This window comes from Paenibacillus fonticola DSM 21315, from assembly GCF_000381905.1.
GTDB classification, from domain to species: Bacteria; Bacillota; Bacilli; order Paenibacillales; family Paenibacillaceae; genus Fontibacillus; species Fontibacillus fonticola.
Genome location: NZ_KB907247.1, coordinates 208877 through 230113 on the forward strand (window position 1 = coordinate 208877; position 21237 = coordinate 230113).

A 21237-nucleotide genomic window follows, 5' to 3' on the forward strand; every position below is an offset into this window, starting at 1 on the left:
CTCCAAGTTACTCCAACTTAAAACATTTGCCGGAAGCCGATGAAGATCAGAAGTAAACCGGAAATTACCGTTGCCCGTTGACCCAGCCTTTCGGCAGCGAACTTCTCTCCGAATCCAGCACACAGCGCCAGCAAAATGAAGCTGAACACCCCTACTGATATCGAAGTGTAATATATATTCAGTTGGGTAATCCCTGCATTGAAGCCTCCGGCCAAGGCATTCATAGCCAAGGCTACGCCCAGCAGCAAGGATTCTGCCAAGCTGATGGACTGTGAGCTGTCCTTATCGGCTTCCACCGGATTTTGGAGCAGCCTGGTGAACGAATTGGTGCTGCCGTCTTCCTGCAGTGTTTTTTTTTCCATATAAGGTTGAAGAAGTACCCAGACCCCCACACCGACAATAACAATGGTTCCGATCAATTGGCCTATCCAGGGGTGGATCCACGCAGAAATTATATTTCCGAATAGACCCGATACAAGAGTGGCCAGAAAGGATATGAGAGCAATCGCCAGATTGGAATACCAGGGGATCCGGATTTTGCGGGCGCCGTATGCAATTCCGACCCCGGCGTTGTCGAGATTGGATGCCAAACCGATCGCTATGATTGCCAGCAGGTTGTATGAACTCAAAAGGTTCACTCCTTTGCATCGCTTTGACACAGCATATGCCCAAAAATCGGTTTTGGTTTCTCCCGGGCATTTTTTCATAAGCACATTAGGGCTTAGTTACAGATCTTAAACTGCGAAAGTTGAGTTATTAAGATAAATGTTCCCTTTCCGCCTTATAAAGTAGTATAATTTACAATAAGATATATCCGAGGAGTGATAAATGTGCTTGAAAACTTGTTGCGGCCAACGCACCTGCTGTTGCTGGTCATTGCCGCGCTCCTGTTGTTCGGTCCGAGCAAACTACCGGAACTTGGACGCAGTTTTGGCACGATGTTAAGGGAATTTAAGAAAGGCGCCCGCGGGGATTATAAAGAAGAGGACGATAAGCCTCAGGAAATTACCGCTGTTGAAGAGACAAGCAAGTCCTAATGTATAGAAATGAGGGAGGCACCGTGAGGTGCCTTTTTTGTTTGTGCGGATTGTCATGACCTAAATAAAAAGGGCCTCTCCACTTTTTGGAGGGCCCTTTTGGCTAACACGTTTAATACGCCTTGATTAACATATATGTCGACAATGTTTGCATTTTTTTTCGTAGATTAGCTAGAAAGATCTGCAACCCCCGACTTTTCCAAAAACAGCGCGATTACTGTACCTAATGTCATAATAAAAGTAAAACAAGAAAGATGTAACTAAATTTGCAAAATAAACGTTTTCTTTTTGATTATACATGTAAAACCAATTAAGGAAAGGTGTGACTTTCAAGATGGAACCTAAATTAAACAGAAGATGGAGCAATAACCCGGAAAAAGCCGGTGCCAGCAGATTATTGCTTGTTATATTTTACTCGCTATTTATCGCCTATGTTTTCATTGCCATTAAAATTATTTTGTTTAAGACCATTCCTTTCTCAGCACTATTCCATACAGGAATAATGCCAGCATTAAGAAGCATTAATATCATTCCTTTTAATACGATTATTGAATTTTTTTCAAGCGAGAATATAGATATGGGAAGGGCATTGGCGAATATAGGTGGGAATATAGCTATCTTTGTTCCTTTAGGGATTTTCGTAGCTTATGCCGCACACAACAAGCCTTTGCGTATTTCATTTCTTTGCCTGCTGCTGACCTCATTTGCGCTCGAAGTTATTCAGTATGTGATTGCTTTGGGCAGCAGCGATATCGATGATATTTTATTGAATTTCGCTGGCGGGGCTATAGGTGTAGGCATATATAAATGGTTCTATAAATCAACACCTTCCCGGAATCAATTCCTTATGTCTCTTATTGGTTTCCTCTTGATTTCAGGACTCTCTGGGGGCGTCGTTATTAGGATGGTCGAGCCTGAGCTGTTGTCTTTCTCAACTTCTAAGGTCAATTATGTTTATGAAAATAATGAGGTAATGGCGGGATGGAATGAAGCAGAGGCAGATTTGTTTGGAGATTTGGCAGCTGCTGAAGGGAATAAAATTACAGTGTATATGAATCCTAAATCTGTGCGAACAACAGAGCAACAAGAAACAGACGAGGAGTATGTTCAAATACAAATAAATGACGTAACCAAAATATTTACCAGAACTATTTCTTCCGATAAAAATACCGTGATCAACAGGTATGAAGAAGTAACAAGTGCTGAGATATCCTCCTTGTTAGAAACCGGAGATACCGCTCCCTCGGTTAGGGTTTGGTTATCGAACGAAAATAAGCAAGTTGCTGAGGCGGTTCTTATTAGTATCATAGATTAAATTAGTAACTTATATTAAATCAATATCTATTTTCAATGGCTTGAGCATTAAAAAATTGACTTTTTAAGGGGGATTAAGGGCTATCAACAAAAAAAAGTTACCGATTTAATATAAAGGCGGGAACAGAATTGAAATTTAAATTTCTATTAACAAAAGTAGCTTTGATATCTATCTGTACGCTTGTAATGGGATGCAACATCATAAAAAATGATTCCATTGGAAATCCGAAGGAAAAAGTAACGGTAAAAGTATTGTACGAAAGCGAATCTGCCTTTTTTACAAATTACGGCTCATTATTTATTTCAAAGTACCCGAACGTCGACTTTCAGGTCATTCCTTTTCCATATACCTCAAATACAGCTAGTGGTGAGGAAATCGAGCAAGCATATGACATGGTTATCCAGGAAGAGCAGCCTGATATTTTATTCTTATATCCTGATCAAGTAGAAAGATATTCGAACAAAGAACAATTATATGATTTGGATCCTCTTATTGTTCAAGATAAGTTTGATCTTGAAAACATTCACCCAGCAGTAACGGATTACATTCGCTCTATAGGTACCGGAAGATTATTAGCGTTAACTCCCAATTTTTATGGAAAAGCTGTTTTTTTACAATAAAGATTTATTTGATCAATACCAAATTCCGTATCCAAACGACGACATGACTTGGGAGGACATCATGCTGCTTGCGCAGAGATTTTCACCGGAAAGTACATCTTCCCATGGCATTATGTTTGGTTCAAATCAAAATTCCTTATTCAAGCTTGCCCTGGATATCGGAGAAGCTAATAATTTAACCTACCTTGATCTTAAAAATCGAAAATAACGATAAATAGTGACAGTTGGAAAGAAGTATTTCGAATGGTGCTTAATGCGTATCAATCCGATTCGATTTATGCTGAAGGTGGGGGAGCCAAGCCGGGAATCACCTATCGAGAGATCTTACTGCAGCATCCCTTTATTACAAATCAAGCAGCAATGTCAGTAGAAGGCCATCATTTCTTGAAAGATTTGAAATTTGCCGAAGAATTGAACCCTGAAGCTACGCCAAAGTGGGATGTTATTGCTTTTCCATCTAATGATGGGCAGTTAGGAAGCGAAGACTCTATTTGGATTCAATATGTAGTGTCTATTAATGCTAAATCAACAAATATTAATACTGCATGGGAAGTAGTTAAGTATATAAATAGCGAAGAATTCACTAGAGCAGCTTTAAAATCAACGCTGCAGGATAGCTTGCCAACGCGAAAAGAGGTATTATCCAATGCAGCATATAATTTAGACGCGTTTTATAGACCCAGCATGAATCCTTATTTGTCTACAACGAATAGGAAGATATCACAATCCTTTTATGATTCGTTTCAGTCTTTCTCAGAAATGAAAGTAAACGAGGCTCTTCGAGGCGGAATATCCTTAGATGAAATGCTTACCTCCATTGAGCAAAAGGGCCAGGAACTACTGCTTCAAGAGAAGACGGATTAACGATAAAAACACTTCTGAATAGGGACTTTCCCCATTCTACCTGAATGGCTGGGAAAGTCCCTGTTTGCAATCTAGGAAGCTGGCCGGAGCTAAGAAGTCTTCTCGCTTAAACGGATCGCCCGATATCCGAATGCATCCACAGTCACTTGGCCTGGCTGAAGCTCATCGCAAGTCAGCGCATCCGTACCTCTGCATGGCAGGGTGACGCTGCCACCACGGCCATCCATATTGACGATGATCCATACTGTTTGCCCATCTGCTCCTCGCCTTGGGGCGACAATTGTGCCTGGGGTCACGTCGCTTTGCACAGTGACCATCGCCTCATTCGCATAGTGCCGGATAAGCTGGCGCAGCAGCCGATCGCCCTCATCGCCGCTCGGCATGGAGCCCAGCATAACGATTTTACCATCGCCGTGCCGATGCTCGGTGAGGAAGGCCAGACCTGGTGTCAGCCCCTCGCTAATGCTGCCTATAACGGTCGCTCCTCCCTCCACAGGCTGGAAGACGGCGCTCCATAAAGAGAGCGGGGCAGACACGTCAAAGGCTAACCCGATCGTTCCGGTACCTTCCATGGGATACGTAAATACCGTCTTCACCCCCGCCCATTTCTCCAGCTCGCCGAGTCCCCCATCCGTATGAATCGTATGCTCTTTCGTGCGTCCTCCGGTTAGCGGGCCGGCGATCCAAATGCCGCCTTTGGCGGTAAATGCCAGCGCACGCTGCAAATACTCCGGGGATACATAGGGGAGAAAGGGGGTGAACAACAGCTTATAACCGCCGAGATTGGCTCCTTCAGGAAGGACGTCACGGTGGATTCCTAGTGATAACACCCGTTTGTAGAAATCATTCATGAGTCCCCGGTAATCCAACTTGCGGTGCGGCTCCGTTCTAAAAAAAGCCTTCGCCCGGTCTGAATATGTCATCGCCACTTCCGCTTGCATCGGCTTCGTCTCTAGCAGGACCTCTTCCAGCTCCCTTCTGGCCGTCTCCACCTCCAGCACCTGACGATGGCCGATGGTCGGCTCGCCCCAGGTACTTACGACAGAGCCGTGCGGCTGTTCGCTGCCGGTCCGCTGCTGCCGCCATAGCCAGTAGCAGAAGGCCTGAGCGCCGAGGGCATACGCCGCTACGGCCTCCGCCCTCACATACCCGTTCGGGTGAGGGGTGGCGCAGCTCTCCAATGAAGCGGCATGGGACGGGCTTGTCTCCATAATCCAGAAATCGGTGCCCGGCTTGAAGCTGCGCCATAAATCGCAATTGAACAAGTATGCGTGCGCGTTGTCCTTGGATGCATAGGTATCGAAGGCTGCGAAATCGAGATTTCTGAACAACCGCTCGTTGTCGACGTGAAAGGCGACGCTGCTGTTATGCGTAATCGGCGCTGGGGAGTAGCGGCGTATGATCGCCGCCTGTTCGTCCGCAAACTCAGCGATTTGTTCCATAGAAAATCGTTGATACATCGTTTGCAGCGACGAGTTGTGCAGGAAGGGGGCTGGCCCCGGCTGCGGCACCTGATCGAACCGCTGGTAAGCCTGGCTCCAGACGTTCGTTCCCCACGCTTCATTCAGCGCATCAATCGTACCGTAGCGCTGTTTCAGCCAGCGGTGCCACAAGCCTTTGCATGTCTCGCACATGCATTCCGCAACATGAGCCTTGAACTCATTGTCGAGCTGCCAGGCAACGACGCCGGGTAAAGAGCCGACAGCCCGGGCGATATGTTCGGTAATGATCGCTGCCCGCTCGCGGAAATAAGGATGATTGGTGCAGGCATGCTGCCGTGCGCCGTGGCCCATCACGGTGCCGCGCTCATCCACGTGCATCCGCTCCGGGTGTCCATGGCTGAGCCAGATTGGCGGCGTCGGCGTCGGCGTGCACATGACCGTATCGATGCCATGCTCATACAGCAGCCCAATCACCTCTACGAACGAACTGATGTCGATGCGGCCCTCCTCCGGTTCAAAAACAGACCAGGCGAATTCCCCGATACGCACGACATTGATGCCCGTCCGCTTCATGAGTTCGATATCCTGCAGGAGTACGTCCCGGCTCCAAAGCTCCGGGTATAAGCACGCCCCGTGGTAAAGCTTCTTATTCACCTATCCTCACCTCTCCATCGATAATAAATCTCTCCCCACCAGTCTGCCTTTGCTGTTCTCTCCCGGCAATAGCAATGTTTTGCCGGGTTTGCACTTTTTTGCACGGATGGCGCTGCCGCGCCGCTTGCCGAGCCTCCAAGAAAGTCTAATTGCTGGAAAACAAGCGCTGACCCATAATGAGACTACATCGATCGATTGCAAAAAACTTCCGCAGCACAAGCGGCTTTTCGCAACATGAACGGCCTTCCGCAGCACAAGCGGCTTTTCGCAACATGAACGGCCTTCCGCAGCACAAGCGGCTTTTCGCAACATGAACGGCCTTCCGCAGTAGAAGCGGCCTTTCGCAACATGAATGGCCTTCCGCAGTACGAATGACACTTGGAGGTGAACAGATTGAAAGAAGCGGCTCCCTCAAGCGGCTTAATAAGACAGCAGCCTTTAATGAGTAAGCGGGCAACAAAATGGAAGCGTTTTAAGCGTGATAAGTGGCTGTATATTCTACTGCTGCCCGGCCTGCTGTATTTTTTGATTTTCAAATATGTACCCATGTGGGGCGTGCTGCTGGCCTTCAAAAACTACCAGCCGTTTATCGGCTTTTGGCAAAGTGAATGGGTAGGGGTAGAGCATTTCAAAGTCTTTTTTCAGAACCCGGACTTCTTCATGCTGCTGCGCAACACTTTGGTGCTCTCTTTGTACAACCTGATTTTCTTCTTCCCCGCACCGATCATCTTGGCGCTGCTTCTGAATGAAATAAGGCGGGCATTTTTCAAACGGACGATTCAAACGCTCATCTACGTACCTCACTTTATATCGATGGTTATCGTAGCGAGCTTGACTTATGTGTTCCTGACGACAGAAGGCGGGTTGGTCAATGAATTGCTGAATGCATTTGCAGGGAAGAAAATCGACTTTCTGGCCAGCCCCGACTGGTTCAGGCCGCTGATCATTCTGCAGACCATCTGGAAGGAATGCGGCTGGGGGACGATCATTTTCCTTGCGGCACTGGCTGGAGTCGATGTGGAGCAGTATGAAGCGGCTATCGTCGACGGGGCAAGCCGCTGGAGGCAGCTGTGGCATATTACCTTGCCCTCCATTCGCAGTACGATCGTCATTTTGCTCATCCTGCGCATGGGGACGATTTTAGATAACGGATTTGAGCAGATTTATTTGATGATGAATGCTCTGAATCGCAGTGTAGCCGAAGTATTCGATACTTATGTGTATTTGCTGGGAATTACCCAGGGGGCCTTTAGCTATAGTACGGCTGTCGGGTTGTTCAAATCCGTCATCGGTGTAATCCTTGTGCTCGGCTCCAACTGGCTGGCCAAGAAATTCGGTGAAGCCGGACTTTATTGAGAGGGGAAGAGGTTATGGCTCATCAATACAGAAGCACAGGCGAAAAAGTATTCGACATGTTTAACTATGCGTTCCTCGCCGTTTTTGGCCTGGTGGCGATCCTGCCGTTTATATTTGTCATCTCGGGTTCCTTCGCCACAGATGCGGAAATTACGAAGCGCGCTGTATTTCTAATTCCGACCACCTTTTCTCTGGATGCCTATAAGTTTATTTTTTCTACGGATACGATCGTTCGCAGCATCGGAGTTTCCATTTACGTGACTGTGGTCGGCACGATCGTCAATTTGTTCTTTACCGTGACGATGGCTTATCCGATGGCCCGGCGCAACCTGATGGGCCGGAATACGATTTTGAACCTCGTTATTTTTACGATGCTGTTCGGCGGCGGCATGATTCCGACCTACCTTGTCATTCGGGAGCTGCATTTGCTGGACACGTTAAACTCGCTCATTTTACCCGGCGCTATTAGCGCATTTAATTTAATTATCGTTAAAAACTTTTTTCAGGAGCTGCCCCCGGGCCTGGAGGAAGCGGCCAAAATTGACGGGTGCAACGAGCTTGGTCTGCTTTGGAGAATCGTGCTGCCCCTATCGAAGCCTGTACTTGCCACCTTCACGTTATTTTATGCGGTAGGGCATTGGAACAATTTTTTCTCGGCATTGCTGTACATCAATGATCCTATCAAATGGCCGCTGCAGGTGATGCTTAGACAAATCGTAATGCTGTCGCAGTCGGCGGGAGATATCAGCTCCATGGATCCGAGCTTTGTTCAGCCGCCCGAGCAGTCTATCAAGATGGCTGTCATCGTGGTCGGCACAATCCCTATTCTGTGTGTTTACCCGTTTTTGCAAAAGCATTTTGCTAAAGGTGTGCTGCTTGGTTCCATTAAGGGGTAGCAGGCGGGCTCGCGCCTTGATCTGCCCAGGGTTTATGATTGCCCGCCAGTAGTCCGGGTGATTTAACCATATTGCATAGCGAAATAGCCTAGCCGTAATCCAAAAATTTAAGGGAGGTTATGAATGAATGAAGCAAAAAGCAAACACAAGAAGTATGAAGCGCTGGTTGTCCTTATTGTTGATCGTCATGATGGTTACAGCTATCGCTGGCTGCGGAGGAAGCAATAGTAATAAGCAGGCAGGAGAGGGATCGGTTGGCAATACCGGGGGAAATGAGGAAAGCAAACAGGCCAAGGAAGGCGCTCAGGCAGAGGAGCCCCCGCTGGACTTGACGATCATGCTGCCGATTTTCAAGACGAATTATCCGAAGGATGATGGGCCGGTCGTTGAGGAAATTGAGAAAAGAACGAACACCAACATTCACTTCGAGTGGGTGCCGAACGCTTCTTATGCCGATAAGTTCAATATCACCCTTGCTTCCGGCAAGCTGCCCAGCATTATTTATGTCGGTGATGTGAAGGCGCCGAGCTTTGTAAGCGCCGCCCAATCCGGGGCATTCTGGGAAGTAGGGCCATATTTGCAGCAGTTTCCGAACTTAAGCGGGGCTAACCCGGTTATTATGGAAAACTCTTCGATCGAAGGCAAAAACTACGGAATATATCGCGGAAGGGTGTTAGGCCGGAACGGGATGGCGTTCCGTAAGGATTGGCTGGAAAACGTAGGGCTGGAAACACCGCAAACCATCGATGATTTTTACAATATGCTAAAAGCGTTCAAAGAGCAGGATCCTGATCAAAATGGCCAGGATGATACGTACGGAATGGTGCTCGTCAAATGGACCGGGCAATGGGCCAGCGGCTTCGATACGATCAAGCTGTGGTTCGGCGCGCCGAACAAATGGGGAGTCGTGGATGGTAAGCTGGTGCCAGAGCACGAATTCCCTGAATATGTAGAAGCGTTAAAATTCATGAAAAAGCTGTATGACGAAAAATTGATTAATTCGGACTTTGCCGTTATGGATAGCGCAAAATGGGTAGACCCGGTCGTAAATAATAAAGCTGGCGTCATAGTGGACGTGGTCGATACCGGGGCGCGCATTGACGATAAAATTCATGCCGCCCTCGTCAAAGAAGGCAAAGATGAGCCCGACCGCCATTACATCGACGTTATCGGCGGAGTCGCTGGAGCTGACGGCAAGCTTCGTACTTTGCCGACGTCCGGTTTTGCAGGCATATTGGCCATCCCTAAATCATCGGTGAAAACGGAGGAGGAATTAATGAGGGTGCTCGGCTTCCTGGATAAGCTGAATGACCCTGATATGCAGACACTGCTCGGCTTCGGGCTGGAGGGCGTTCATTACAATCTGGTCGGCGAGTTCGTTGAACCGATCAAGGATACGGTGAAGCTGGAGTCTGAGGTGGAAGGTTTGAACCAAATGCTCGGCTTCATTCCGGAGGATCGCGGCAAAAAAGTGAAGCAGACTCCGCTGCGGGTCAAGCAGGCGGAAGTACAGAAAGCGAACGAAGAATTCATTGTCACCAACCCTGCTGAGGCTTTCATATCCGTCGTATATTCGCAAAAAGGCCAGCAGCTCGACAATATTATCAATGATGCGCGCATAAAGTTTATCGTCGGACAGGTGGATGAAGCAGGTTTAAAGGCGGCGTTCGACGTATGGAAAAAAACCGGCGGCGACGATTTCGTCCAGGAAATGAACGAACTGTACAGCAAGGTGAACCGATAAGCAGCAGCTCATAATGATGAGCATGCCGGCAAAAATGGGCTGCCGCGCTAAATCTACTATGGATTTTGCGTGAGCAGCTTCCTTTGATTGCCTGACTATGAGCCCATTGCCCCATTTTATTGTAAGCAGGCTTGTAATTCGTAATGAATGCGTTTACATTTTGATATATACCTTGATTCGGTTGGTGAAAAGATGAATAAAGGAATTTTAACAAAATGGTGGTCGCGTACAAAAGGGGTTTCCGGCTGCAAAGGAAAATATTATCGCAACAATCTGATTATGATGCTCGTCGTATCCGCGATTCCCGGAATTATTACCGGAGGGCTCGTCTATTGGATGATCGGCGGCCGCCTGGAAAGCGAGCTGCTGCAAATGCATCATCAACAAATTGAACAGCGCGCCCGCAATGTCGATGAACAACTGACGAATTTGGAGCTGATGCTGTCGCATTGGGCTTTCGATCCCCAATTTGATTACAGCCTGGATGGGCTCGATTTCAAGGTGAATTTTGAACGGTCCCGCGATATTACCAAGACTTTAGTTGTTATGCAGGGCTCCAACACGATGATTAAGCAGGTGGAATTGTATTTGGCAGGGCAGGAGCCTTTATTGTTTCATCCTGAGTATGGGGAAATACATTCCCCCGAAGTTTCGGCGTTGTATGACCAGCTTATTCAGACGAAAAAAAGCACGTATTGGACGGAATGGGCGTTTGACCCAGACAGGCCGGAAGTGAAGGAGCTAACGCTCGTTCACCACATCCCGGGCGGAAGCCAGAAGCCGTTCGGTGCCCTGTTAATTCGCATGGATACGCTGAAGGTGGCCAATATGCTGAAAACGATGACTCCTTATAATGTGGGGGAGACGTTTCTCGTGCAAAATACAGGCGAACTGTTTGCTTCAGCGGGGGACAGCGCCCCGGATTCTCCCTTCGTCACCGGGCTGCGCACGAAAATCCATGATCGGGAACCGGACATGAAATCGTCTTTTTTCTTCGAATGGGAAGGCGCGACTTATGCGGTAACTTACGGGGAGTTCTCGCGAATTTCTACGGAATGGACTTATGTATCGGCTTCGCCGATTACGAGTATTACCTCGCCGGTGATGCTTATCTCCAAGCTGATTTTTATCGTCAGCTTTAGCGCCTTGCTTCTGGCCGCGCTGTTAGCCTGGATCGCTTCCCGAAGGATGTATTCTCCGGTCAAGCGTCTGTTCAAGACGTTGCTTTTGGATGATCTGAAGACGGAGGGCCAAGAAGATGAGTTTACGCTGATTGAGAGGCAATGGTTAAATCTGCACTGGGAGAGCCATGATTTGCAGCGCAAATTGGCGGAACAGCTGCCTCATGTGAAGGAGAGTTTTTTGAACCAGCTGCTGCAGGGGCATCTGTACGCTTATTCTGAACAGGACTTGCGCCGGAGAATGGAGCGGTTCAAATGGGAAGTGGAGCACAAGCAATTCATTATTATTTACGTTCAGTTGACGGGGATTAAGAGCCTCGAAGGGAAGTTCAGAAGCGGAGATGAGGGGCTTGTATCCTACGCGGCGGCAAATGTTATCGGTGAACTGGCGGCACAGCGGTTCAACCAGTCCGATACGATTCATTTCCATGACTTAACGGCCGGCGTATTGCTAGTGGTCCCGGATGACGGCTCCGCTGAGTCCGAGGTCCTCAGCTACTGCGAGGAACTGGCCAGGACGATTAACGTCATCTTAAAGATGCGGGTTACCGTTGCCATTAGCGCTCCGGTAAGCGGCGTTTCGGACATCCCGCTGGCATTCGAAGGGGTTAAGCAGGCCGCCAGCTATCGTCCCTTCAGTAACGAGAATCAGATCATCGACATGGAGCGGATGGATCAGGAAGGAACGGACGATGCGGAGCCTACCTATTCATTTACGTTGGAACGGGAGTTGATTCAGGCTATGCGAACAGGGCAGGAGGAAGATGCACATCGGCTTCTCGCTGACTTTATCGAGGCGTTAAAGGCCAAGGAGGCAAAGGCGATCGATGTGCAGCAGGGGATGCTGCATCTGCTCGGCCATGTTCAGCATGTAATTATGCTCTCCGGCATTGACCCGAAACGCTTATATATGGGGGTCAATATGTACGAAGCGCTGTCGCAAATCCGCGAGCCGGAGCTGATTCTGATTTGGTTTAAGGAGAAGGTGGTTGCTCCTTATTTAAAGGAGCTTTCGCAGCGCTCCAAAGCCGAAGTGAAAATGATGATCGAGCAGGCGATGATCTATTTGCAGCAAAACTATATGAACGATGTTTCTCTCGATAGCTGTGCGGATGAGATCGGCACGAATACATTTTTTTTAAGCAAGTCGTTTAAGCAGGTGTTAGGTCATAATTTTATCGATTATTTAACGGAGCTGCGGATGGACAAAGCGAAGGAACTGCTGCGCGGCAGTCATTTGCGGATCAGTGAAGTAGCCGAACGAGTAGGATACCAGCACAGTTATTTCAATCGTATCTTCAAAAAACTGGAGGGAATGACGCCAAGCCGTTATCGGGAATTAAGCCAGTGACAAAAAAGTCCAAACCGTTTGAAATAATGCAACCCGCCATGGTGAGCGTAGCAGCGATGCGGCAAGAAAGTCTTATTGCTGGTAAGTGGCAGCGTGCCTACAATGGGGATACCTTGAAATGAAGGAGTGGTTGCCTATGTCTTCATGGTCACCAGTTAGGTTGCGGTGGCTGGATCCCTCATTCTTGCCCGCTGGCCCCGTTGGATTAACGTGGGGTGTCCCTTGGAGCAAAGGGGAGCTGAGCCGGGAGGAGTTGTCCAGCCTTCGGTTAATTAAGACCGATGGCGGATCCGGCTCAGGTTTGCCAGGGGGAATGAAATCAGGCGGGATAGCGATTTGCCGTGGTCCGGGAGCGGAAGGTGAGCAACTGCCTTTGCAGTCCTGGGCCACGGCTTATTGGCCTGACGGCAGCGTCAAGTGGACGGCGCACGCTGCGGTAGCTGATGCGAGGGCCGATGAGGCTACAACGGCTGAGGCTACAGTAGATGAGGCAGCAGCAGATAAGGATACAGCGAATGAGGCCACTGCAGCTGTGAACAATCAGCACGCGGATTCGCTCAGCGGGGGAAGAAATGACTGCGAGCAGAACGGCAAGGCAGTGAGCCAGTTGATCATAAAGGAGACGGACGACACTATTTTCATCGATACAGGGATCATCGCTTGTACGGTTAACAAGCAGGGGCGAGGGATTATTCGCCGTATCGTGCGCGGTGATAATGAGATTTGCAGCGGAGGAGAGTTAATCTGCATTCGTGAGGAAACAAGTTTAGCATCTGGTTCACGAACTTTAAGGGAGGAACCATTCACTGGCACTACGCTGCGGGGGAAGGTGGAGCAGCAGGGGCCGGTACGGGCCGTGGTGAGACTGGATGGCAGGCACCGTTCTATGGCTGCAGGTACGCGGGAATGGCTGCCTTATACGCTCCGGTTGTATTTTTATGCTGGATTGCCGACGATTCGGCTAATATATACATTTTATTATGACGGAAATCCACATCAGGATTTCATTAAGGGGCTGGGGATTTCCTTTGCCGTACCGATGCGAGGAGCGTTTTACAACCGGCATGTACGCTTTGCCGGAGAGAAGGGCTTGTTCAGCGAATCGCCAAAATCGCTCCATACCCGCCGCACTAAAGGGCGCTATCAGGAAATGCATGCCCTGCAAACAGCAGGTGGCCTGGTCAGCTTTGATCCTGAGGAAGACGCTTATTTTCTCGGACTGCTGGATGACTCGGCAAACTGGGACAGCTTCAAGCTGGTGCAGGATAGTTCCGAGCATTATCGCGTGTCGAAGCGGACCGGACCGGGCTGTTGTTGGGTGAGGGCTGCTGACGGTAGAAGAGCCGGAGGACTCGGCTACGTCGGTGGCGAAGGAGGCGGGCTTGCGGCCGGGATAAAAGACTTTTGGCAAAAGTCGCCTTCAGGACTGGAGGTGCGTTCCACTACGGAAGACGAAGCCAGATTATTCGTATGGCTCTGGTCGCCCGATGCGCCGGGGATGGACCTTCGGCATTACGATACGCGGACACATGTGGAATCGGCCTATGAAGGAGCGGAGGAACTGCGGGCCACGCCATACGGGATCGCGAATACGAGCAAACTGACGCTGTGGTGCACGGACCGGACGCCAGAGCCGAAGCAACTGCGCGATATGGCGGCGGAAGCTGCTTCGCCTGCCCGGCTCGTCTGCGATCCAGCTTATTACTATGAGGCCGGTGCCTTCGGTATTTGGAGCTTGCCGGATCGAAGCACTCCGGCCAAAGCCTATCTGGAGGAGCGGCTGGATGGGATTATCGCCTTTTATCAAACGGAGGTGGAGCAGCGGAAATGGTACGGTTTTTGGGATTATGGTGATTTCATGCACAGCTATGATCCTGTACGGCATGCATGGAACTATGATCTGGGCGGATGTGCTTGGCAAAATACGGAGCTCGTGCCTAACATGTGGCTTTGGCTCATGTTCCTGCGCTCCGGCCGCGAGGATATATTCCGTTTGGCAGAGGCGATGACCCGGCATACGAGTGAAGTGGATGTGTACCATTTCGGTGAATATGCGGGTCTTGGCTCTCGGCACAACGTCGTTCACTGGGGCTGTGGCTGCAAGGAAGCTAGGATCGCTATGGCTGGGCTGCATCGATATTACTATTACCTGACTGCCGATGAACGGATTGGAGATATTTTGGACGAAGTAAAGGATGCCGATTACTCAACGGTTACCCTTGATCCGATGCGGTCTTATTTCCCGAAGGATGAGCATCCCACTCATATCCGGGTCGGACCGGATTGGGCCGCGTTCAGCTCCAACTGGATGACCCAATGGGAGCGCTATGAGAATGCGGCTTACCGAGACAAGATCATTACAGGCATCGATTGCATTAAGGCCGCTAATTTCCGGCTCATCTCCGGCCCGACCTATGGTTATGATCCAAAGACCGGGCTCCTTACGGGGATGGGGGACGACAATTGGGGGCGGCACTTGGCAATTTGCATGGGCGGGCCTCAAGTATGGTTCGAGTTGGCGGCCATGCTGGAGGATCCGCAGTGGGAGGATATGCTGGCTGAATTCGGAGTGTTCTACAACCTGCCGGAGGAGGAGAAGTTCGCTTTGACGGACGGAGCCATCGGCGGCGGGAAGCTGAGGTTCGAGCATCCTGTGCTCAGTGTGGCCATCGCGGCCTACGGGGCCTATTACCGGAAAAATGCTGCGGTGGCGGCGCAGTGCTGGTCGATATTGCTGAACAACGACTTTGCGCGCACAAACCTGCAAAAAGCCGGGACTCCCGTCACCCATGTGGAAGAGCAGCTTGAAATCGAATGGATGAACACGAATGAAGCCTCCCAGTGGTCAATCAATACGATGATCAGCCTGGAACTGATCGCCAATCATTTACCGGATTTCTTGGATCTAGCGGAATCGTCTGCTAACGAAGTTAACTCAGGATAGCTTACTAAAGCTGAAAGGGACGGATAGGATGCGGAAAGTATGTGAGGCAGGGGGGACGGGCAGGAGGCGGAAGGTATGTGAAGCTGCGGAGGGAGGGACGGATAGGATGCAAGAAGGGATGCAAGAAGGGATGCATGAAGGAATGCATGAAGGAATGCAAGAAGGTATGCAAGAAGGTATGCATGAAGGCATGCATAAAGCCAAGAGCCTCTTGATTCCGCCGGAGTGGAGGCTGCTGTACGATAATCCATTGCAATCGGCGGAGGATACAGTTGGATTTCGAATGGAAGGGGATGGCATAGTAACCTTTCCCCAGCGCTGGATGCGGCTTGAAAGCACCCGTAGTGCGGAAGAGGGCCAGAAAGCGAATTTTGTGTTCTGGTGTCCAGAGGAGTTTCCTGGGGAAGCAGCGATTTCCTGGCGTTTCAGACCGATCCGGGAGCCGGGTTTGGCTATTTTATTTTTTAGTGCAAAGGGAGCGGATGGCAAGGATCTCTTCGACCCATCGCTGCCGCCGCGTACGGGAGAATACGATCAGTATCATCACGGCAGGATGGATGCTTTTCATATTTCTTATTTCCGCCGGATGTGGAGCGAGGAGCGGCAGTTTCATACGTGCAATTTGCGCAAAAGCTACGGCTTCCATCTGGTGGCGCAAGGGGCCGATCCTCTGCCTGGAGTGATGGATGCCGCCGCTTCATACCAAATGACTATTATAAAAAAGGGCTCTTCGATTACGTTCGCCATCAATAAGCTTCAGGTGCTGTCCTGGGAGGATGACGGCGAAACCTACGGTCCGCTGCTTGCAGGCGGCAGGCTCGGTTTCCGGCAAATGGCGCCGTTTGTAGGGGAGTATGCGGAGCTCCGTGTATATGGCCTTTAAGTCATTGGAGCTAGATTTAAATCAGCATATGAAAGATAGGAGGATCATGACGTTGCCGAACATTTATTTATGCTTCCCTGAAGGGAAGCACAAGGCGCTCACCATGAGCTATGACGACGGGCGGAGAGCGGATCAGAGGCTGGTTGAGATTTTTAATCGGCATGGTGTACGCGGAACGTTTCATATTAACTCCGGATTGATGGGGGGATCTGACCGATTGACTGCGGAGGAGGCGGTGGCACTGTATAAAGGACATGAGGTATCAGTGCATACGGTCAGTCATCCGACCATGTCCCGCTGTCCGATGGAGCAAATTGTAAATGAAGTAATGGAGGACCGCAAAAACCTTGAAGGCCTGCTTCGGGTACCGGTTCGGGGCATGTCCTATCCTAACGGTTCCTACAATGAGGAGATCAAGCAGCTGCTGCCCCATCTCGGCATCGAGTATGCGCGGACAGTACAAACGACCCGCGGCGGTTTCGGACTGCCTGACGATTGGCTGCAGTGGCAGGCAACCTGTCATCACAACGATCACTTACTGGAGCATGCGGCGAACTTTGTGCAGCTGCATAAGAAGCAATATTTATATTTGATGTACGTTTGGGGACACAGCTATGAATTTGATCAGGACGGCAACTGGGAACTGATGGAGCGGTTCTGCGAGAAAGTTGGCGGGCGGGAAAATATATGGTATGCGACAAACATTGAAATTGTGGATTATATGAATGCTTGCAAATGGCTGAAATTCGCTGCTTCCCGGGAATTTGTCCACAATCCTGGAGCTGCTTCGATCTGGCTGGAGGTCGACGGACGCATCGTCGAAATACCTGGCGGCAGCCAGGTTGCGTTGTTGTAATGAACTTGTATTTGCGGCGAGGAATGAGGAGTGGCTTTCACAAAAACAGGAGGACATTTTAATATGCGGGAAACAGGGGGAATGCAGGATGAATCAGGCAACCAGGCCGGAAAAGCAGCTTTGGCAGCTGGCCAGCATAGATATTCGGGCCGCCGGCCCAAGGTGCAAAATGCTGCTGGGTGATCTCAACGGGGACGGGCGGGCAGAACTGGTGCTTGTCCAACCTGACAAACGGCAGGATGTCCGTTATATTCCTCATCAGGTACAGTGCCTGACAGCTTATGATCTTCATGGCAAGCTGCTATGGCAGCAGGGCGAGCCAGATGCTGGAGCCGGCAGCCACGGCTCGGATTATCCGGCCCAAATTTATGATATCGATGGGGATGGCAAGCTTGAAGTGCTGTGTGTCATGAACGGCAAATTTTATATTTTAGAAGGCGCCACCGGCAGGCTGAAATCGGTATATGATTTACCCGATCCGCACGCTCATGATTGTATTATTATCGCTAACTTGACGGGGAGCGATCATGCTTCAGACATTATTTTAAAAGACCGTTATCACCGGATTTGGGCGCTGACCCGGGAATTTGAGCTGTTGTGGACGCATGAGGGGAATATCGGGCATTATCCGTGGGTTTACGATTTGAATGGCGATGGTTATGACGAAGTGATGGCGGGCTACGATTTACTGGATCACCGGGGCAAGGTGCTGTGGAGCTGCCATGATCTTGAAGACCATGCGGACTGCATATGGGTCGGAGACGTAGATGATGACGGGCTGATGGAGCTCGTTATAGGCGGCAGTGTTACGGTAATGTACGACAGGGAAGGAAATGAACGGTGGCGGTATGACGGTTCTATCGAATCACAGCATATTGCGCTTGGCAGATTCAGAGCGGATTTGCCGGGCCTGCAAATTGCCGGACTGGATCGCATGGTTCGAGAGGATGACGGAAAAGGCCTGAAAGGAAAAGACGCGCTGTTTTTACTGGACTGTGAAGGCAAGGAGCTATGGAAAGAGAAGCGGACGACAAGCGGCTGGCTGACGATTGCCGAAACGCTGAGCAATTGGCGCCCCGGATCGCCGGATTATATTTTAGCGTATCGGCGGGGAGGGGGAGTGTACCCCGCTTTGTACGACGGTTATGGGAACATCGTCGCCAAGTTCCAGCACGAAGGGTATGCGGTTCATGGAGATTTGCTGGGGCAAGGCACGGAGCAGGTAGTCATTTATGATGATGAGCTGGCCGTCGTGTATTCGAGCCACAATATAGATTTGGCTTTGCCGACTTCCGGTATACCGCTAATCCAGTCCAAACGGCTGTACAGCTCCACCCTTTATCCCGGCGGGGAAGTGACCGGGCCGGGAAAGAAGTAGTTGGTGTGGGAAGGGCGAAGTAGGGCGAGTCGGGTGAATGTAGTGAGAAGGAGTAAGTGAAGTGAGCGGAATGAATGATGTGAACGGAATATAAGGAATACAGGAAGTACAGGGAATAGAGGGTGTGCAAGGAATACAAGGAGTAGGAATGCAAGGAGTACAGTGAGTACGGAGAGTACAGAGAATACAAGAAGTACAAGAAATACAAGAAATACAAGAAGTCAGGGAGTAAAAGGAGTACAGGGTGTGCAAGGAATACAAGGAGTAGGAATGCAAGGAATGCATGGAGGTGAATGAAGTGACTGTAATGAATAAATCGATGCATGAACAGAAGCGCTATTTTCATGAAAACAGTTCGATTGCCAGGCATACAGGCGGCCGTATTGAATTGGCACTGGCTGCGGTAGCCAGCCGCTATATCGGCGCCCATCCTCCCGAGCCCCCGGTTTACCGGATCCATTCGCGGCGCGGTTTCCGCCGTCTGGAGGATTGCCGGTATGATATGAATTTGGCGGAACGCTGGCCGGACTTGAGTTCGGGGCAGTACGTTTATGTGTGGGGCATGCTGTGGAACGAGCAGGATGCGGAAACTCCTTTTTCCATCAGCTGCTACAGTCCGGTCAAAATTTATATCAATGGAAGCATGGTGTTTCAATCGAATTTGAATGATGATGTGTTTCCAGACAGGAAAGCCTACTTTCGGGCAAAAACGCAAAAAGGCCGCAACGATATTGTGCTGGAATTTGTAGCGGTCGGCACGGGCTGCGGGGGCATTTTTGGCACGGGCAGTGTGAAAGGGGCGCCCCTGCACTTTTTGGACCCGACCGATGAGCCCGGATGGAACGGCTGTGAAGGATGGGTTTATAGCGAACCGCAGCAGAAGCCGTGGTCTAAACTGCCAGGCTGCGATAGACATGAGGGTGCGGGAAGCAGCCGCGTGGAAGACTGCAGGGAGCTCACAGCCTGGCATCCCCATGCGCAATGGTCGGCAAAGGAACTGGAGGGCGGATGTTTTTCGCGGATGTTCGGGCCGGCGCACGGAGCGAAAGCCTTCGCCTGGTGCAAGCTGGACGTCCGGGGGGCAATGCAGTCTGATCTGATGCTGAAAGGGAGCTACCAGGGAGACATCGCCGTTTATGTAAATGGCCACTCTGTTTTCCAGGGAGAGGGAGAAGATGGAAGGTTTGAAATCCAGCTGCAAAATATAGCTTATGGCACGCATGATCTCGTCGTAGAATCAGTATGTCGCGGCGAAGAGTGGGGATTTATATTTCACGAACCGGGTATGGCTTCTATTCGCTTCGTTCCCCCCTATCCTGTAGAAGGGATGGTGGAACCATGGCTGTATCTCGGTGTTTTTTCCGAAAGGGAAGCACCTTCAGCGGCAGAGATCATCGTTATGGACAAGTTGTTTGGACAGGGAAAGGAAGCAGCTTATTGGCGTGTGGACCGACCGGACTGCTGGGTGAGGCCATATTTGGAAAGCCCCCTGTATGGCAGGTGGAATTATCCTTTAGGAGTGACTCTTTACGGGTTATTGAAGACGGGAGCTGCCCTATCCGCTCCGCATTATACGCAATATGCCGCCGATCATATCGAGCAGTGCAGTAAGTTATATGAATATGCTCAGTGGGATCGTGACCGCTATGGCGCGCCGGGCATAAATCATCAACTGGTCCTGATCGATTCCTTGGATGATTGCGGTTCGTTTGGCGCCGCGATGCTGGAGGCGCATAAGCTGCGGCCTCTGCAAGGAGTGGAGGGGGCCGCGGCTCATATCGCTCATTATATAACCGAGGTGCAGGATCGGCTGCCCGGCGGAGCGTTTTACCGGACACGCGGTACGGTTGATTTCATGCAGGATACGATGTGGTGTGATGACTTATATATGAGCACCCCTTTTTTATGCAAGTATTATGAGCTGACAGGAAATGAAGCCTATCTGGACGATGCGGCATCGCAATTTTTACAGTATAAGGCCCGTCTGTTCATCCCAGAGCTCGGAATTATGCATCATGTGTTCGATGATAAGTTCGGAAAGCCTAACGGTGTGCCATGGGGACGGGGGAATGGCTGGGTTATTTTTTCGCTGACCGAACTGCTGAACATTATGCCGCCGAACCACAGGCTCCGCCCAGAATTGCTGAATTTCTATTGCGCACTTTGCCAAGGTTATCGCGAGCTGCAGAGCGACAGTGGAATGTGGCATCAGGTTTTGACGGATTCGGAGTCTTATGACGAAGCATCTTGTACGGCGATGTTTATATACGCATTTGCGCATGGCGTCCGGAACGGATGGCTGGAAGAACCAGCGCTGTATGTGGAGGCTGCTATGCGCGGTTGGAAGGGATTGAGCGAACGCTGCATCGATGCCCATGGAAATGTGTACGGCGTATGCCGAGGATCGGGATACTCTTTTAATAAACTGTACTATAAAGACGAACTGACCTGGCAGCTGAACGATACTCATGGAATCGGCATAATACTGCTCGCCGGCATTGAAATACTCAGGCTGGGGCAAAAGGGCGGAAGTGTTGAAGATGGGACGGGGTGTACGGTTATCCCTACGCGCAAAGAGTATGCTGCTTCCCCGCAAGAATGAACTTATGAATGAATAAAATGTATGAATGCATGAACATATGAACGAATGTGTTGTGCGTATAAGGCTTGAATACGGCTAAATTCTTCACTCCCCAGCACATCGCTAAATCACTGC

17 protein-coding genes are annotated in these 21237 nt (G+C 50.0%); 14 read left to right on the top strand and 3 right to left on the bottom strand.

From position 1 onward, the window contains the following. Positions 1 to 17: 17 nt before the first annotated feature. Positions 18 to 629, bottom strand: a complete 612-nt coding sequence (gene ytaF / locus G358_RS0104430) for a sporulation membrane protein YtaF (protein WP_019635994.1) — start codon at positions 627 to 629, stop codon at positions 18 to 20. A 201-nt stretch (positions 630 to 830) separates the two neighbouring features. Here ytaF and tatA point away from each other — a divergent pair, with 201 nt between their 5' ends. From tatA to G358_RS0104455, 5 genes are all read left to right on the top strand, one after another. Next, a complete protein-coding gene (gene tatA, locus G358_RS0104435; protein ID WP_019635995.1) occupies positions 831 to 1037 on the top strand; it encodes a twin-arginine translocase TatA/TatE family subunit in 207 nt (68 codons plus the stop codon). Positions 1038 to 1371: 334 nt separating this feature from the next. Beyond that, a complete protein-coding gene (locus G358_RS31540; protein WP_019635996.1) occupies positions 1372 to 2352 on the top strand; it encodes a VanZ family protein in 981 nt (326 codons plus the stop codon). A 128-nt stretch (positions 2353 to 2480) separates the two neighbouring features. Next, positions 2481 to 2972, top strand: coding sequence for a type 2 periplasmic-binding domain-containing protein (locus G358_RS0104445; protein WP_026342053.1), 492 nt, complete (start codon positions 2481 to 2483; stop codon positions 2970 to 2972). A 61-nt stretch (positions 2973 to 3033) separates the two neighbouring features. After that, positions 3034 to 3180 (top strand): hypothetical protein, encoded by a 147-nt coding sequence (locus G358_RS32885; RefSeq protein WP_157274254.1) that lies wholly within the window; start codon positions 3034 to 3036, stop codon positions 3178 to 3180. Positions 3181 to 3215: 35 nt separating this feature from the next. After that, positions 3216 to 3836: a type 2 periplasmic-binding domain-containing protein gene (locus G358_RS0104455; RefSeq protein WP_026342055.1), complete on the top strand. Its 621-nt coding sequence runs from the start codon at positions 3216 to 3218 to the stop codon at positions 3834 to 3836. An 89-nt stretch (positions 3837 to 3925) separates the two neighbouring features. Here G358_RS0104455 and G358_RS0104460 read toward each other — a convergent pair whose 3' ends face one another. After that, positions 3926 to 5932, bottom strand: a complete 2007-nt coding sequence (locus G358_RS0104460; RefSeq protein WP_019635997.1) for a beta-galactosidase — start codon at positions 5930 to 5932, stop codon at positions 3926 to 3928. 6 nt (positions 5933 to 5938) lie between these two features. Beyond that, positions 5939 to 6244, bottom strand: a complete 306-nt coding sequence (locus tag G358_RS0104465; protein ID WP_019635998.1) for a hypothetical protein — start codon at positions 6242 to 6244, stop codon at positions 5939 to 5941. A 129-nt stretch (positions 6245 to 6373) separates the two neighbouring features. On the opposite strand from G358_RS0104465, the gene G358_RS0104470 reads away from it, so the two are divergent. The 9 genes from G358_RS0104470 (at position 6374) to G358_RS0104515 (ending at position 21123) form a co-directional block, all read left to right on the top strand. Beyond that, entirely contained in the window at positions 6374 to 7288 is a 915-nt protein-coding gene (locus G358_RS0104470) for an ABC transporter permease (RefSeq protein WP_084662663.1), read from the top strand. A 14-nt stretch (positions 7289 to 7302) separates the two neighbouring features. After that, positions 7303 to 8184: a carbohydrate ABC transporter permease gene (locus tag G358_RS0104475; protein WP_019636000.1), complete on the top strand. Its 882-nt coding sequence runs from the start codon at positions 7303 to 7305 to the stop codon at positions 8182 to 8184. Positions 8185 to 8311: 127 nt separating this feature from the next. Continuing rightward, positions 8312 to 9928: an extracellular solute-binding protein gene (locus G358_RS0104480; protein ID WP_019636001.1), complete on the top strand. Its 1617-nt coding sequence runs from the start codon at positions 8312 to 8314 to the stop codon at positions 9926 to 9928. Positions 9929 to 10120: 192 nt separating this feature from the next. Continuing rightward, positions 10121 to 12460: a helix-turn-helix domain-containing protein gene (locus G358_RS0104485; RefSeq protein WP_157274255.1), complete on the top strand. Its 2340-nt coding sequence runs from the start codon at positions 10121 to 10123 to the stop codon at positions 12458 to 12460. Positions 12461 to 12596: 136 nt separating this feature from the next. Further along, complete coding sequence (locus G358_RS0104495; protein WP_019636004.1) at positions 12597 to 15404, top strand: exo-rhamnogalacturonan lyase family protein; 2808 nt, start codon at positions 12597 to 12599, stop codon at positions 15402 to 15404. A gap of 106 nt (positions 15405 to 15510) precedes the next feature. After that, positions 15511 to 16287: a DUF1961 family protein gene (locus G358_RS0104500; RefSeq protein ID WP_019636005.1), complete on the top strand. Its 777-nt coding sequence runs from the start codon at positions 15511 to 15513 to the stop codon at positions 16285 to 16287. 52 nt (positions 16288 to 16339) lie between these two features. Further along, positions 16340 to 17143 carry a polysaccharide deacetylase family protein gene (locus G358_RS0104505; RefSeq protein ID WP_019636006.1) on the top strand — a complete coding sequence of 268 codons (804 nt, stop codon included), beginning with the start codon at positions 16340 to 16342 and terminating at the stop codon, positions 17141 to 17143. A gap of 88 nt (positions 17144 to 17231) precedes the next feature. Further along, a complete protein-coding gene (locus G358_RS0104510; RefSeq protein ID WP_019636007.1) occupies positions 17232 to 18521 on the top strand; it encodes a hypothetical protein in 1290 nt (429 codons plus the stop codon). Between the two features lie 307 nt (positions 18522 to 18828). Beyond that, entirely contained in the window at positions 18829 to 21123 is a 2295-nt protein-coding gene (locus G358_RS0104515; protein ID WP_026342058.1) for a glycoside hydrolase family 88/105 protein, read from the top strand. Positions 21124 to 21237 lie beyond the last annotated feature (114 nt).